The 14,223-nt window shown below is 70.1% G+C and carries 13 protein-coding genes and 1 pseudogene; 9 read left to right on the forward strand and 5 right to left on the reverse strand.

Going from position 1 to position 14,223, the window contains the following annotated elements:
- The first annotated feature begins 543 nt into the window (after nucleotides 1-543).
- Nucleotides 544-1,644: a DUF418 domain-containing protein gene (locus ACFO4E_RS08460; RefSeq protein ID WP_378572577.1), complete on the forward strand. Its 1,101-nt coding sequence runs from the start codon at nucleotides 544-546 to the stop codon at nucleotides 1,642-1,644.
- An 8-nt stretch (nucleotides 1,645-1,652) separates the two neighbouring features.
- On the opposite strand, the gene ACFO4E_RS08465 is transcribed toward ACFO4E_RS08460, so the two are convergent.
- Nucleotides 1,653-2,183, reverse strand: coding sequence for a transposase (locus ACFO4E_RS08465; protein ID WP_378572579.1), 531 nt, complete (start codon nucleotides 2,181-2,183; stop codon nucleotides 1,653-1,655).
- 177 nt (nucleotides 2,184-2,360) lie between these two features.
- On the opposite strand from ACFO4E_RS08465, the gene ACFO4E_RS08470 reads away from it, so the two are divergent.
- The 4 genes from ACFO4E_RS08470 (at nucleotide 2,361) to ACFO4E_RS08485 (ending at nucleotide 6,190) form a co-directional block, all read left to right on the forward strand.
- Nucleotides 2,361-3,905, forward strand: a complete 1,545-nt coding sequence (locus tag ACFO4E_RS08470; protein ID WP_378572581.1) for an IclR family transcriptional regulator — start codon at nucleotides 2,361-2,363, stop codon at nucleotides 3,903-3,905.
- Between the two features lie 279 nt (nucleotides 3,906-4,184).
- Nucleotides 4,185-4,784: a TetR/AcrR family transcriptional regulator gene (locus ACFO4E_RS08475; protein WP_378572583.1), complete on the forward strand. Its 600-nt coding sequence runs from the start codon at nucleotides 4,185-4,187 to the stop codon at nucleotides 4,782-4,784.
- A 138-nt stretch (nucleotides 4,785-4,922) separates the two neighbouring features.
- On the forward strand, nucleotides 4,923-5,777 hold the full coding sequence (locus ACFO4E_RS08480) for an enoyl-CoA hydratase/isomerase family protein (RefSeq protein WP_378572585.1): 855 nt from the start codon (nucleotides 4,923-4,925) through the stop codon (nucleotides 5,775-5,777).
- A 266-nt stretch (nucleotides 5,778-6,043) separates the two neighbouring features.
- Complete coding sequence (locus ACFO4E_RS08485; protein WP_378572587.1) at nucleotides 6,044-6,190, forward strand: hypothetical protein; 147 nt, start codon at nucleotides 6,044-6,046, stop codon at nucleotides 6,188-6,190.
- A gap of 36 nt (nucleotides 6,191-6,226) precedes the next feature.
- On the opposite strand, the gene ACFO4E_RS08490 is transcribed toward ACFO4E_RS08485, so the two are convergent.
- The 3 genes from ACFO4E_RS08490 to ACFO4E_RS08500 form a co-directional block, all read right to left on the reverse strand.
- The gene (locus tag ACFO4E_RS08490; RefSeq protein ID WP_378572589.1) at nucleotides 6,227-6,616 is read right to left on the reverse strand and encodes an amidohydrolase family protein; all 390 of its coding nucleotides are present in this window, start codon (nucleotides 6,614-6,616) and stop codon (nucleotides 6,227-6,229) included.
- 298 nt (nucleotides 6,617-6,914) lie between these two features.
- Nucleotides 6,915-8,318: an L-serine ammonia-lyase gene (locus tag ACFO4E_RS08495; RefSeq protein WP_378572591.1), complete on the reverse strand. Its 1,404-nt coding sequence runs from the start codon at nucleotides 8,316-8,318 to the stop codon at nucleotides 6,915-6,917.
- 66 nt (nucleotides 8,319-8,384) lie between these two features.
- Nucleotides 8,385-9,425: an Lrp/AsnC family transcriptional regulator gene (locus tag ACFO4E_RS08500; RefSeq protein ID WP_378572593.1), complete on the reverse strand. Its 1,041-nt coding sequence runs from the start codon at nucleotides 9,423-9,425 to the stop codon at nucleotides 8,385-8,387.
- A gap of 127 nt (nucleotides 9,426-9,552) precedes the next feature.
- Here ACFO4E_RS08500 and ACFO4E_RS08505 point away from each other — a divergent pair, with 127 nt between their 5' ends.
- From ACFO4E_RS08505 to ACFO4E_RS08520, 4 genes and pseudogenes are all read left to right on the forward strand, one after another.
- Nucleotides 9,553-10,782 carry an amidohydrolase gene (locus tag ACFO4E_RS08505; protein ID WP_378572595.1) on the forward strand — a complete coding sequence of 410 codons (1,230 nt, stop codon included), beginning with the start codon at nucleotides 9,553-9,555 and terminating at the stop codon, nucleotides 10,780-10,782.
- A gap of 98 nt (nucleotides 10,783-10,880) precedes the next feature.
- A pseudogene (locus ACFO4E_RS08510) lies at nucleotides 10,881-11,082 on the forward strand (ATP-binding cassette domain-containing protein); the annotation flags it as partial.
- 50 nt (nucleotides 11,083-11,132) lie between these two features.
- Nucleotides 11,133-11,744, forward strand: coding sequence for a hypothetical protein (locus tag ACFO4E_RS08515; RefSeq protein ID WP_378572597.1), 612 nt, complete (start codon nucleotides 11,133-11,135; stop codon nucleotides 11,742-11,744).
- Between the two features lie 6 nt (nucleotides 11,745-11,750).
- A complete protein-coding gene (locus ACFO4E_RS08520; protein WP_378572599.1) occupies nucleotides 11,751-12,041 on the forward strand; it encodes a hypothetical protein in 291 nt (96 codons plus the stop codon).
- Between the two features lie 224 nt (nucleotides 12,042-12,265).
- On the opposite strand, the gene ACFO4E_RS08525 is transcribed toward ACFO4E_RS08520, so the two are convergent.
- Entirely contained in the window at nucleotides 12,266-14,029 is a 1,764-nt protein-coding gene (locus tag ACFO4E_RS08525) for an FAD-dependent monooxygenase (protein WP_378572600.1), read from the reverse strand.
- Nucleotides 14,030-14,223: the final 194 nt, after the last annotated feature.

Raw genomic sequence — 14,223 nt, forward strand, 5'->3', positions numbered from 1 at the left:
TGCTCTCGCCAGCCGCCATGTCGGTGAACTCCACGGGGGTGAGTCCGCTCCAGTCGTAGCCGTGGTGGCCCGTCCGGACCGCCTGTCCGCGCCACCCGGCGCCTTCGTATCCGGAGACGCCCCCGGAGCGGAGACGATCGCCGGTGGCCGCCTCACCGGCCTGGGCGGGAAGCCTGCGTGGATCATCGACCTCGGCGGGGTCGCGACCGCCCGGGACCCGGAGGCGTTCGTCCTGATGACGTGCGATCCGGTCCGCGCGCCGGATCCGTTGCCGTCCGGCATGTGCACCGCCCGGTGCACGCCCCGTGACATCTGTCATGGCCGACCTGTGCGGGGCGCGGAGAAAACCCATGATCCGTGACACTCTGTCACGGTGCTGCCCCGATTTAGGTTCGGAGTATGAACGCCGACCACGACCGTTCCGCTCCGCCACCGCCCGCCCGACCGGCCGAGGCGTTTTCTACGCCCCCCGACCCGGGAGCGGCGCGGACGCGTCCGTACGCCCCGTCCGGTCCGGCCGCGTCCACCCCCGGCTCCGAACGCTTGCTCGCCCCCGACCTCGCGCGGGGGGTGATGCTGCTGCTCATCGCCCTGGCCCACTCCCGCATGCTGCACGCGGGCGGCCTCGCGCTCACCGAGCCCGCCGGGGGCGGCCCGGTCGACATCGTCGTCCAGTGGCTGCTGACGTCGGCGGTGGACGGACGGGCCGCCCCGCTGTTCGGGCTGCTCTTCGGGTATGGCCTCGTGCAGATGACCCGCCGCCACTCCGGCCCCGGCGGGGACCCGGCGCGGGCGCGGCGGCTGATCCGCCGCCGCGGTGCCTGGCTAGTCGTGTTCGGCGCAGCGCACGTGGTGCTGCTGTACAGCGGGGACGTGATCGGGGCCTATGGGGTGTTCGCCCTGATGTTCGCGGGGGCGGTGGCCTGGTCGGGCCGCCGACTGTGGTCGGTCGCGGCCGTCGCCCTGGCGTTCGGGGTGGCGTGCTACACCGTGCTCCAACTGGTCGCCGGGACCGGTGGGGCGCCACACGTGGGGGCCACGCTGCTCGACAGCGCCCTGCTGCGGGCCGCGACGCTCCCGGTGGTACCGTTCGCCGCGCTGTCCGTGCTCCCGTCGGTCCTGATCGGGATCTGGGCCGGTCGGCTGCGCGTACTGGAGCAGCCCGAGCGCTACCGGCCGGTGCTGCGCCGGGCCGCCCTCATCGGGTTCCCGGTGGCGGTGCTGGGGGCACAGCCGGTCGCCCTCCAGGCAGCGGGGGTGTGGGCACCGGACACGGTCGCGGGCGGGATCGCCGCCTTGGCCCTGTTCTCCGCGACCGGCATCGCCGGGGGGCCGGCCTTCGCGGCGGCCATCGCGCTGGTCGCGCTCCGGATCGGAGATCGGCGCGGCCCCGTGACCAACGCGCTGGTGGCGTGCGGCCGCCGGTCGATGACCTTCTACCTGGCCCAGTCTCCGGTGTGGCTGGTGGTCACCGAACCTTCGCTGCTCGGACTGGGCGGCCAGATGAGTGCGGCGGCGGCAGCCGGGGTGGCCGTGGCCACGTGGGTCGTCACCGTCCTGATCGCGGACGTGCTGGGGCGCACGGGGCGGCGCGGACCGGCGGAGGCCCTGCTGCGGCGGCTGACCTACCGGGGCAGGGCCTAGCTTGTTGTTTAACTTGCTTGCTTGTCTCCAGCGCAGCTCATAGTGCCCGTTTTGTTCTTCTTCGGAACCCCGTGCCGGGGAGCAGGGCGCTTGTTCCTGCTCCCCCGCGGGCGCCCCGGACCCGGCCGCGATCCCCGCGGAACACCCGCCGGCACGGGCAATAACGCGCGGATGCGCCGAAACCCCCTGCGCACTCGCGACGGACTCAAGCGCCCCGGCTCAGCAGGACGCTGCCAGGGCAGGCGCACATCACCCACCACGCACCGCGCCAACCGCAACCGCGTGTAGGCCGCGATCACGATCCAGCCCCACCGGTCCGCCGCCGCAGGGTCGCGCAGCCGCGGTGCGTTCCACCCCAGCTGCTGCTTGAGGAACCGGAAGGTGTGCTCGATGTCGAACCGCCGCAGATAGGCCTGCCAGAGCCGGTCCACCTCGCCCGGGCCCAGCCCCACGGCGGAGGTCCACAGCCACAGCGGCTGCGGAGAACGACGGCTGGGCAGGGCCTCGACCTCCAAGAACACCAGGGCGCCCTCGATCACCGGCAGTAGGGGCCGACGCGCCGCCGATCTCCCCGCCGGTGGAGAAGCCCTGCAACAGCCGCAGCAGCACCAGGAGGATCGGGGCCAGGATGCCGATCTGCGCGTAGCCGGGCTCGCCTTGTCAAGGCGCATCTGCGCCGTCCGGGGTCCGCACGGACGCCATGCCATACTTGGCGCGTGAAAGCCGCCGACCCGCAGGCCCATCGGGGCGCGATCGAGGTGCTGGGGATCATCGACGCCTTGGTCGGCCGCTCTCCAGAGGGCTGGGGAGTGCGGGAGCTGGCCGAGCACCTGGGTGCCAGCCGGAGCACGGTCAACCGTGTTCTGGCGACCCTCGCCGAGTACCGCCTGGCCGGCCAGAGCTCGCACGGCCTCTACACGGTCGGCCCCCGGTTGCGGGTGCTCGCCGCGACACTGCGCCGCCGACACCCTCTCTTCGCCGTGGCCGGGCCGCTGCTCGACGCGCTGAGGGACGCCACACTGGCTACGGCCGTCCTCTCGGTCTCCACGCCCGATCCCTGCCGGTGCACCGTGCTCTTGTGCCGGGAACCCGCCCTGCCGGTGCGGTACACGCTGACTCCCGGCGCTCGGCTGCCCACCTACGCCGGGGCGGCGGGCCTGGCGATCCTCACGCAGACCGGAACGGCGGACCTCCCGCCGGAGCTGGACCCGCCCACGCGGTCGGCTGCCCGAACCCCGGACGACGTCGATGCGATGCTGGCGGAAGCCGAACGGCGCGGCGGCGTGGTGAGCATCGGCAAGCACATCCCCGACGCCGCTGGAATCGCCCGGGGATTCAGGATCGACCACGCGATGGCCGGCTCGATCACCGTCTCGCGGCCCCGGGCGGAATTCGATGAATCCCGCGTGGATGCCACATTGGGCCTGATCTCGCAGGCGGTGGAGGAACTCACCGCGCGCCTGACACACACGGGCGGCCGACCATCCAGCGCCCCGGCGCGGCGCCCCCCGGGACTCGAGCCCACGCTGGTGGGCAGGGTGGCGCGGCTGATCACCCGCCTGTGCACGGCCGCGGAGACAGCGATGACCGCAGTCGAGCCGGCCGCGGCCGTCGGGGCGCGCTCGGTCGCCGCCGAGAGGCTCGTGCGCGCGGCCGGCGACTTCGGCCTTCTCTCATGGGGTGGCGACTCCGTTCTCAGAGTCGGCCCCGCCCTGCTGGGATGGGCGGCGGCATTGGGCGCCGGGGGTGATGACCGGCTCGACCTCGCCGAACTGGCGAGGGAGGAGCTGTCCCGGCTGGCCGACGACACCGGCGAGACCGTGGGCCTGGCGTACTTCGACGGCGATCGCGCCCGGCTGGTGGCCACGGTTCCGGGGCGCGAGGCCATCCGGTACGTCCTCCAGACCGATGTGGACATTCCGCTCTACGCGGGGGCGATCGGCAAGTCCATTCTGGCCTACACCCCGGACCTGCTGGAGTCGATCGAGCTGGTCCCCTACACCGAGCGCACACCGGTGGACAAGGACGCGCTGCGCGTCGAGCTGAAGAGGATCGCGGAACGGGGATGGGCCCGGGGCGAGGGGGAGCGTATCCCCGAGGCATCCGGGATCGCCGCCCCGTTCTTCATCGACGGCCGGATCAGCGGCGCCGTGACCGTGACCGTCCCCCGCCACCGCATGGACCACAGCCGCGCCGACGTGATCACCCACGCCGTGCGCCAAGTGGCGTCCAGGCTCACCGGTTTGTTGTCGACCTGGTAGAGAGGCCGTGCGAGCCTCGCGGCGGCCGAGGCCACGGCCGTGTCGGTGCAGCCGCGAGCGTGAGGCCGGACGGCCGATGAGTCCGCCCGAGCCGGTTCTTGGAGGATGATGTCGGGACCCCTCGAAGACGCGGGGAATGTGCGCAGAGAACTCTCTCGGTGCAGTAATCCTGACCGGCGGCGGCGTGAGTGAGCGAAACGGCGATCCTCGGCTGAGCTCGGCTCGCCGCGGTCGTACAGCGGTGGAAGTCGAGGGACATCGGATGGGAGGCCAGGGCGCATGACGGTGAACCCCTCACGGGCGCATCGCCCCGGTGGGCGCACGCGTCAGGTCACGGAGCGGCTGTGGGCGGCGGCGCTCGACATCCTCGCCGAGAAGGGGGTCGATGGCCTGCAGTACGAGGAGCTCGCTTCACGCGCGCGCGTCGGTCGCGCCACGGTCTATCGACGGTGGCCGAATCGCGATGACCTCTTTCGCGACGTGCTCGCGCGGTTCGCCGAGACATCGGTGCCGATCGACGACACCGGCGATGTCGTCCGCGATCTCACGGCCTTCCTGCACTCGTTCGCCGAGGCATCCGCGACCCCGACCGGCCGTGCTGTGCTGCAGATCCTCCTGCGCCGTGTCGATGAAGCCGATGGGCTGCACCGTATGGGGCTGGAGCTCCTGGATCGTCGTACCGACGATCTGCAGCGACGCCTCGACCGGGCGACCGCGGCCGGGCAGTTGCCGCCGACGGAAGCGCCCTTCGTCAACATGATGCTCTCGGGCCCCGTGCAGTGGTTCGTCCTGCGACGAGCGCGCCCTTTCACGCTGAGCGATGCGCGCGAGATCGTTGAACTCGTGGTGGCCGGATTATGGCGTGATCACGCCGAATAGATCCCCGAACCTTCGTCGACCGACTGGTGCGTGCGCATTCCCTGCGATCTTTCGGACAGAAGATCACTCTTCACCCTTAGAGAGATAATGTGTCTCATTAACGGGCGAGGGCGGCTCGCTCCGACGGAGGGACTCACCATGGTGGACACGTCGAGCTTCGGATGGGAGGGCCACGTTGCGCCCACACCGCTGGACGAGTACTCGAAGCGCTACGCCGACTTCTTCGAGATGCGCCGGGAGGACGGCATCCTCGAATTGCGCCTGCACACGGACGGCGGCCCCTACGTGCACAACTGGGCCGCGCACAACGCCTGGAATCGCGTGTGGCAAGACGTCGGCAACGACCCCGAGAACCACGTGCTGATCATCACGGGAACGGGCGATACCTGGTTCCGGGGAGATCCGCGTCAGACCTGGCCGAAGCCGCTCGTCGAAGAGACGCCGGACTACATATTCCAGCAGACGATCGATGCCTGGAAGCTGATCGAGAACTTCGTGAACAACATCGACGTCCCCACCATCGCGGCGGTGAACGGTCCCGGGATCCACACGGAGTTCGCGCTGATGTGCGACGTGACGCTCGCCGCCGAGGACGCCGACTTCATGGACCCGCACTTCATGGTCGGGACGGCGCCCGGCGACGGCCTCGCGCTCGCGCTGCAGCACCTGATGGGCACGAAACGTGCCGCCTACGCCATCTATGGCGGAGCCGGGATCCCCGCCCGGAAGGCGCTCGAGTACGGTCTCGTCAGTGATGTGCTGACTCGCGAGGAGCTCGTGCCCAAGGCATGGCAGCTCGCACGCGACATCATGAAGCGACCGCGGTTCGCGCGTTGGTCGACGCACAACATCCTCAATCGGCCGTGGCGCAAGCTCGTGACGGAGGACTTCGGCTTCCACTTCTCGCAGCAGTCGCTGGCGACCGTGGCCTCGAAGGCGCTCATTCCCGTCCCCGAGCTGGTCGCCGACGCTCGCGAGCGCAAGGTCTGGTGACGCGGATGACGGGAGGCACGGCGTCGCCCGTCCGCACCGGCGCGGGCGTCACCTCGTTCCGCGCCGAAGGCGCCGGGCCTCCCCTCGTCCTCCTCCACGGCCCGCAGGTCGGGCAGGAGCTCTTCGACGAGCTCCGTGCGCACCTGGAGGACTCTTTCACCGTGTCACCTACGACCAGCGTGATCGTGGGGACACCGTGTTCGAGCCGTCGGCGTACACGACCGACGATCTGGCGGACGACCTCGCCGCGCTGATCGTGGCACTCGGTGCCCGTGGCGGACGCGTTGTCGATGGCGGGCGAGGTCCCCTGTGCCGGTGCGCTGGTGCTCGCTGAGAGCGGTCATACGTGGGAGAACGAGCGGCCCGCTCGTGCGGCGGCGGCGATCGTCACGTTCCTCACCGACGCGCGTTGAAGGCGGGGCGGCGCCGCGTAGGCGTCGCCCCGCCTTTCACCGCACGCGCCGCCCACCGATGGTGACGCGGCGGATGCGGTCACGCAGTCCTCTCAGATCATCGCGTCGTCCGTCCACGACGACGAGGACGGCGATCCTCCCCGGCGCGATGGTGCCGAGGCCGTCCCGCCGGAGCAGCGCTGCGGCATTTGCGGTGGCGGCTCGCCAGGCGCCTTCCGGGGGCATCGACGATGCCCGCGTCATCGGCGGCAGCTCGTCGAGCTCGTTCGCAGGGGGAGTCCCGTACGGTGGGGAGTCGGTGCCCATCGCGACCTTCACGCCCGCGTCGACCGTTCGAGCGGAGCCAGCCCGGTGCGCGTCGAGCGCCTCCCGGGCGAGCGCGAGGCTCTCGGCCGGGATCGGCACGCCGCGATCGGCTGCGTCCACACGTCGCCCGGGTCGCCGAGAGAGTCGGCACGAGCCAGGTGTCTCTGCTCAGCAGGAGGTCGATGGCCTCGTCGTCGAGGTGATACCCGTGCTCGATCGAGCGTGCCCCGTGGGGCGGCGCCGCCTTGGTCCCCTCCGTGCCCTGTGCGTGCGAGCAGGAGTAGGTCCCCGCCGCGGCCACCTCGGCGGCGATCACCGCGCGCCCGGCATCACGGAAACGCGCGTGCCTCGTCGCCGGGCGACATGACTCCGCCCGCGGTCGCGACCTTGATCGCATCGGCTGCCGTCTCCCATCGAGTCAGCACTCGACCACGTTGACAGCGAGGCCCCCCAGCGCCGTCTCCTTGTACTTGTCGCTCATGTCCGCGCCGGTATCGCGCATCGTATCGATCACCTGATCGAGCGAGACTCGGTGATCTCCGTCGCCCCATAGCGCCATCCGTGCGGCGTTGATGGCCTTCGACGCCGCGATCGCATTGCGTTCGATGCAGGGGACCTGCACAAGCCCGCCGATCGGGTCGCAGGTGAGACCCAGGTTGTGCTCCATCGCGATCTCGGCGGCGTTCTCGACCTGACGCGGGCTGCCGCCGAGGATCTCGGCCAACCCCGCTGCGGCCATCGACGACGCCGATCCGACTTCGCCCTGGCATCCCACCTCGGCGCCCGAGATCGAGGCGTTGGTCTTATAGAGCGTGCCGATCGCCGCCGCGGCAAGGAGGAACCTCTCGATGATGTCGTCGCGCGCGCCATCGCCGCCCGATCGGGCCACGGGAGTGTAATGCAGCGCGTAGTACAGCACTGCCGGAACGATGCCGGCCGCGCCGTTCGTCGGGGCCGTCACCACGCGCCCGCCGCTCGCGTTCTCCTCGTTGACGGCGAGGGCGATGAGATTCACCCGCTGCTGCCAGTGCTCGCTGCCGTGGTGGGGGTCCTCCGCCTCCAGACGCGTCGCCCACGCACTCGCGCGACGTCGTACTCCCAGGCCGCCGGGAAGCACGCCCGCCCGCCCGAGCGAGGAGCGCACGCTTGACTCCATCACGTCCCAGATGTGCCGAAGACCCGTCCGGATCTCGTCGTCCGGGCGCCGGGCGCGCTCGTTCTCGCGCATCACCTCGCTCACCGTGAGCCCGGTCTCGTCGCACACGGCGAGAAGCTCTGCTCCTGAGCGGAACGCAAGAGGTGAGGTCCGCGGTTCCGCTGAGGCGGGGGACGAGTCATCACCCTCGTGCACGATGAATCCGCCGCCGACCGAGAAGTACGTCCGCGCCGAGAGGTCATCGCCGGCGGAATCGACGGCGGTGAACGACAGGGCATTGGGGTGGCGGGGGTGCACGGTCAGCGGGCGTAGGACGAAGTCCTCGATCCGGCACGGGACGGGGTGCCGTCCGCCGAGCTCGATAGTCCCGGTGCGGGTGATCTCGTCGAGCCGCGCGGTGAACTCCTCGGGGGTGATCTCGTCCGAGCGCGCTCCCGTCAATCCGAGCAGCACGGCTGTGAACGTGCCGTGCCCCGCGCCCGTCGCGGCGAGGGAGCCGAAGATCTCGACGCGCACCTTCGCCACGCACTTGATGACGCCATGTTCGTCGAGCGAGGCGGCGAACTCGGCGGCGGCCTTCATCGGTCCGACGGTGTGAGAGCTCGATGGGCCGATCCCGACCGTGAACAGGTCGAAGACCCCGGCGGTCGGCTGCGCATTCGTCATGTGGCGTTACGTTAGGCGTCGAGATCGCAGGAGTCGGCGATGTGCCGGTTCAGTGCCAGGAAACCGCTAGCGATGCAGTAATGAAGTCTGGAGTGGCACGACGACGCCGGTTGCCATGCCTCCCGCCCGCAAGTAGCGCCCCTCCTTCTTCAGGCTGCGCAATACCACCGATCGATCGGCGATGGACACGCCGGGAATGCTCTCCTCGATGGCGGCCTCAAGCCGCTGCACATCGGCGAGGGCCCTCATCCACACCGACAGCACGAGGTTGTAGGGGCCGATCGTCGACACGGCCATCCGGACCTCGCTGGGTCGCGCGATGGCGGACCCCACCCGCTCGGCCTTGTTCGCCGGCACCCGTAGGAAGTACCAGGCGTGCACCGGCCACCCCGAGTGGGCGCGTGCGACCTCGGTGCGCACGACCAGGCGTCCCTGGGCGCTGAGCGTCGCGAACGCCTCACTGATCCGGCGTTGTCCCGTGCCCAGTTCTCTGGCGATGGTCGTCACGGTGGCGCGTCCGTCGTGCCCGAGGACCTGGAGGAGATCGTGCTCCAGCCGCGGCTCGACGTGTCCGCGCGCGGACACCGGTGCGACGATCGTGCGCTCGACCGATGCGACCTCTTCCGCCGACAGGGAGCGCAGGCGCCACTGGCCGGCGTCGGTGAACGGCGAGGAGAGTAGGAGCGTGCGCGTCGCCCGTACACCGGTGAGCCGGCGCATCCTGCCCATGATGTACTCGCTCAGTGCGTCCGGGTCGGCTGCGCCGACGATCACCAGCAGGTCGCGCCCTCCGGCGGTGTGATCGATCGTGAACGCCTCGGCGTCCGCGGCGAGCACGCTCGCGATCTCCAGAGTGGCGCCGGGCTCGGCCTCGACCTCGACGATGGCCGATGGTCCGCGCGCCTCGGCGCCGGGGTGGCCCGCCACCCACGCCAGACCGTGTCCCGACAGCCGCTCCCAGCGGCGGGCGAGCGTGACCGAGTCGACGCCGATGATCGGCGCGATGGCGGCCCATCGGGCTCGCGGATTGATTTGGAGCGCCTGGATCAGTCGTCTATCGGTCTCGTCGAGACCCGCAATCTGCGTCGAGGCGCCATCTGTGCTCATGAAACTGCATTGTAGGGCGCGAGGTCACCGTGTCGCGTGAGCATGGGCCGCGCATCCGGGTGGCCGCCTCCGCTGAACCGTCGCACGACGGCTCCGACCCACCTGCCGCCGATCCGATCGAGGAACGATGACCATCGCCCCACCGCAACCGTCCCACTCCGCGACCGACGAGGTCCGTAATGCCCTGCGTGCCTCGCGCGCGGGCTGGAGCGAGCAGATCGTCGCTCTGAACGCCGAGATCCACCGGGATCCCGAACTCGCGTTCGCCGAACACCGTGCGGCCGCCCGCGTGGCCGATGCGCTGCGCACCGCGGGATTCGCGGTGCGTGTGGGGGCCTTCGGGCTCGACACCGCGGTCGACGCCGCCTTCGGCGAGGGGGACATCACGGTCGCGATCTGCGCCGAGTACGACGCTCTTCCCGGCATCGGCCACGCATGCGGACACAACATCATCTCCGCGGCAGGCGTCGGTGCGGCGATCGCGCTGGCGAGCGTCGCCGACACCCTCGGCATCCGGGTGAAACTGCTGGGGACCCCGGCGGAGGAGCACGGCGGTGGCAAGATCCTCATGCTCCAGGCAGGGGCGTGGGACGCCGTCGACTTCTCCCTCATGGTGCACGGTGGCCCCGGCCCGGACCTGCGTTGCGCCGATGTGTCCACGCAGGCCGTGGCGCGATTCGACGTGTCGTTCCAAGGGCTCCCCGGTCATGCGGGCGCCCCCAGCCCGGAGGGAGTCAACGCGGCGAACGCCGCGACGGTCGGGCTCGTCGCGATGGGGCTCCTCCGCCAGCACCTCCCCAACGGCGTGCGGGCCAACGCCTTTGTCGCCGAGGGCGGAGAGGCGACGAACATCATCCCGTCGTCGACCCGTGTACGTGCCGAAGTGCGTGCCGACACGCTGGAGGACGTGGAGATCGCTCGGCGCCGCATCCTCGCCTGCTTCGAGGGCGGCGCGGTCGCGACCGGATGCTCGTGGAGCTGGGAAGACGCCGAACCCACGTACGCCGATGTCGTGCAGAACCCCGTGCTCGCCCACTCTTGGGACCGCAACCTCGCCGCCCTCGGGCGTTCGCCGCAACCGTATACGGGTTCGCCGGGCGGCTCGACGGACATGGGCAATGTCTCTCGCGTCGTTCCCTCGATCCATCCGCTCATCGCCATCGAGGGGTGCTCGTCGGCTCCGCACACGCCCGAGTTCACCGGCGATGCGATCGGCCCCGCCGCCGAGGGCGCGGCCGTCGACGGGGCGCTCGCGATGGCGCTCACCGCCGCCGATGCCGTGGCGCATCTGCGTGCGGGGCGGGTGCTCGTCGAGGGGGATGCCGCCGGCGACGGCAAGCGGTACCACGGTCGGTAGTGCGCGCTACCACAGGCCGACGTCGCGGGCAGCGGCGAATTCCAGGATGGAAGACATGATCGTCGGTCACAACCTCACGAAGCGGTACGGCGACAAGCACGAAACGGTACGGTGACAAGCCCGTCGCCGACGGCCTCCTTCACCGTCCGCCCGGGCGTCGTCACCGGATTCCTCGGGCCGGACGGCGCAGGCACGTCCACGACCATGCGCATGCTCGTCGGCCTCGACAGGCCGACCCACGGCGACATCACCGTCGGCGGCCGGCGGTACCAGGATCTCCCCGACCCGGTACGGCATCTCAGCTTCATGCGTGGATTCCAGTGGTCATCGCAACGGTGACGGTGCCGACGATGCCAGTCATCCTTTCCGACGGCATGGTCGCCCTGGACACCCGCTCCGGGCGCGAGCTGTGGCACTACCGCCGTCCCGGAGGCTCCGTCGCCTCCCATGTCGCCGATCAAGGCGCGGTGGTGCTCATCGCCTACGAAGCCGAGCCGACGGGCGTCACCGAAGGCGTCCTGTTGGACACCGCCACCGGAGAGCCCGTCGATGACACGACCGGCACCACAGGTCTTCCCCTCCCCGCTGACATCCACAATTTCGGCTACGCCGGGTGGGACGAGATGACGGTGGACGGCGGGGTTCTGCACCGATTCCCCGACGACGACATTGTGGCGACGGTCTCCGACCCCGGCATCGGCGGCGACGCCCGGTGGGAGTATCCGCGTGTGGAGGGCTGCGCTACCGGCAATCGTCAAATCCGTGGACCGGACCAGTTCGAGGTCGCCGGTGACACCGCCGTCGTGTCCCTGCTGTGCGGCGGCGACATCGATGGCCCACCCGCACAGCAGGATCCGGACGAGCACACGGGAGTCCTCATCGGCAACGACATCGCCAGCGGTGAGGAGCTCTGGCGTGTCGACGACCACGCGGAGCCCGCCATCGCGATCGACGACGAGTAGGAGGCGTTGTGGTCGGAGGTCGCGAGCGGCGGGAGCGCCGTCGCGCTCAACAACTCCCTGGTGATCGACGCCGCGAGCGGGGAAGTCCTGCATGAAGGCGAACCCCTGTGGGGGGATGGCCGCAGCGACGATCTGATCGGGGACCTCAGCAACGGCGGGTCGTTCGGCTCCGGCTCCTATGTCGTGCGACGCCCCCAGGAAACGCCGGCCGGGGAGGCGAACGGCCCGGTCCGCTACCACGAGGTGTCCTGGGTAGTGTGGGCCACGGAGGGCCTCCTGACCTTCTACGGGTGTTGATCTTCGACGATCCACACCTATGTCGGAGGCCCTCTCTTGCTGTCAAATCGCCGCCGGGCTGTACCTGACCTCTGTGATCAGTACACCTAGGGCTCAGGTGGTGTTCGAACTTCCATCCACCCGCCACCGGAGCCGCTTCGCCAAGACCCGCCCTGGGCTGGGAGCACCGCGTCGTGACCTACCGTCGGGGTTTCTCCCGGCCAGGAGAAACCCCGACGGCGTCATCAATGCCGTGCGGTCATCTGGACATCGACCCCCAGCACCGACCGAAGCGCGTCCTCCACCGCCTTCGGGGGATCGACGGGCTCTCGCTGCCAGCGGGCCAGGACGTGACCATCCGGACGGACGAGCACGGCACCACCGTCTTCCAGTTCGTACAACCGCTGCCAGTATCCCGGCTCGGCCGAGTCGACGACGACCTCCGGCCCGGTGTGCGTCCGGTCGGGCTTCGGCAGGACTTCGATGACCTTCAGGCCCAAGGACCGCGAGGCCGGCGCCGCAGCGACGCGCCATACGTCTCCGGTCTTCGCGGTGAGCAGCGTCCACTGGCCGTTCACGATGTCCACGACGCTCACCCCCTGGTCGCTCCCGTCCGCCACGTCCACACGTGCGTGTGGTGCCCGGGCCCCGGGGCGGGCGGTCATTCGATACTCCTCGATCGTCGACTCCCGCTCCTCCGACCCGTCGTCGACGACCGCGGCACCCTTGTACACGTGTCCGAACTGCTGTCCGAGAGAGTGCATGTGGGGTCGCATCAAGTCCAGACTCTGCTGGATCCCCGCACGCAATTCGGCACCCTCCGGTGCGCCGAGCGCGGCGAGGGTCTCCGGCGCGTTCAGGAGCGCGTCCGCCTGATACATGCCCTCGGCGTTGGCCATCGACTGCTCCACGTTCACCACCGCGACCGGTCTGCGCTCGGCCTCGTAGGTGTCCACCAGCGACACGTCGGCCGACCCGCGCAGGACGTGCACGAGCTTCCAGGCCAGGTTGTGCACGTCCTGGATGCCGCTGTTCATCCCGAATCCGCCGGTCGGGGGAAACCGGTGGGCCGCGTCGCCCGCGAAGAGGAGGGGCCCGACCCGGAACCGCTCGGCGACCCCCATGTCCAGGGTCCACGAGGACCTGTTGAGGACGTCCACGTCCAGGTCCTCCCGCCCGACCGCGGCCCGTACGAGGGCTTCGCACTTCGCCGTGTCGTAGTCCTGCGCCGACTCGCCCTCGGCCAAATTGACGCCGTACACCCAGCGTTGCTTCCCGTCCAGCGTGATGAGAATCCCTTGGGTCCGCGGGTTGTGCACGAACCACAGGATGTTCGGTCGCAGCCGTGTGTCCAGGGTCAGGTCCGCGGTGAAGTAGATGTTGAGCTTGCGGCCCAGCGAGCCGGCATGTCCCCGGCCCACCCCCGCCATCCGCCGCATCGGGCTGGACGCCCCGTCCGCCGCGACGACGAAGCGTCCCCGAACCGTCTCGACGCCCGATGGGCCGCGGACGTCCAACTCACCCGCTTCGTGGCCATCGAGAACGGAAGCGCGATAACCCACGACCTCATGGCCGTAGTCGACGACGGCTCCAGCAGCCGTGGCCGCCTCCAACAGACGGGCCTCCACCAGGTCCTGAGCACAGTTGCACCAGCGTTCCGGCGAGCAACGTTCCGCGGTCTGTTCGTCGACGTAGGGAACGGTCCCGAACTCGTCGGCCCCGACCGTCGTCACCCAGCCGAACGACGCGGCCAGTTCAGGTGAGAGGCCGTCCGCGCGAACCCCGTCCGCGATGCCCCACTCGCGGAACAGTTCCATGGTCCTGGCGTTGACGACGTGTGCCCGCGGCTGGTCCGACGGGCCCTCCCTGCGATCCAGGATCCGCACCGACACGCCCGAGCGCGCGAGCTGGAGCGCCATGCTCAATCCGACGGGGCCGGCGCCGACAACGGCGACCTGGAGGGTTCGCGATGCGTTCGGAGAAGGCGCGGTGTGGTCGGTTTCGGTCATTCGGTTCTCCTAGGCGTTCATGTCGGTGGATCGACCAATCGAATGCGTCCGCCGTCCCCGGCACCGCTACCAGCGGTGCCGATCACGAGTCGTGGTTCTTCGCCTCGTGGTGGTGGCGCGGTTCTCCATCTGGAAGTCGCGCAGGACGCAGCGGAGCACGTGGCAGAGTGGAGGTTCTGAGCGGCGTCGACCAG

The organism is Nocardiopsis mangrovi, from assembly GCF_042653925.1.
GTDB lineage: Bacteria > Actinomycetota > Actinomycetes > Streptosporangiales > Streptosporangiaceae > Nocardiopsis_B > Nocardiopsis_B mangrovi.

Coding starts and splice junctions, on each gene's coding strand:
- ACFO4E_RS08475 (WP_378572583.1), top strand. CDS start 4,185: ATGACGGTGAACCCCTCACGGGCGCATCGCCCCGGTGGGCGCACGCGT.
- ACFO4E_RS08480 (WP_378572585.1), top strand. CDS start 4,923: ATGGTGGACACGTCGAGCTTCGGATGGGAGGGCCACGTTGCGCCCACA.
- ACFO4E_RS08495 (WP_378572591.1), bottom strand. CDS start 8,318: ATGACGAATGCGCAGCCGACCGCCGGGGTCTTCGACCTGTTCACGGTC.
- ACFO4E_RS08500 (WP_378572593.1), bottom strand. CDS start 9,425: ATGAGCACAGATGGCGCCTCGACGCAGATTGCGGGTCTCGACGAGACC.
- ACFO4E_RS08505 (WP_378572595.1), top strand. CDS start 9,553: ATGACCATCGCCCCACCGCAACCGTCCCACTCCGCGACCGACGAGGTC.
- ACFO4E_RS08515 (WP_378572597.1), top strand. CDS start 11,133: ATGCCAGTCATCCTTTCCGACGGCATGGTCGCCCTGGACACCCGCTCC.
- ACFO4E_RS08525 (WP_378572600.1), bottom strand. CDS start 14,029: ATGACCGAAACCGACCACACCGCGCCTTCTCCGAACGCATCGCGAACC.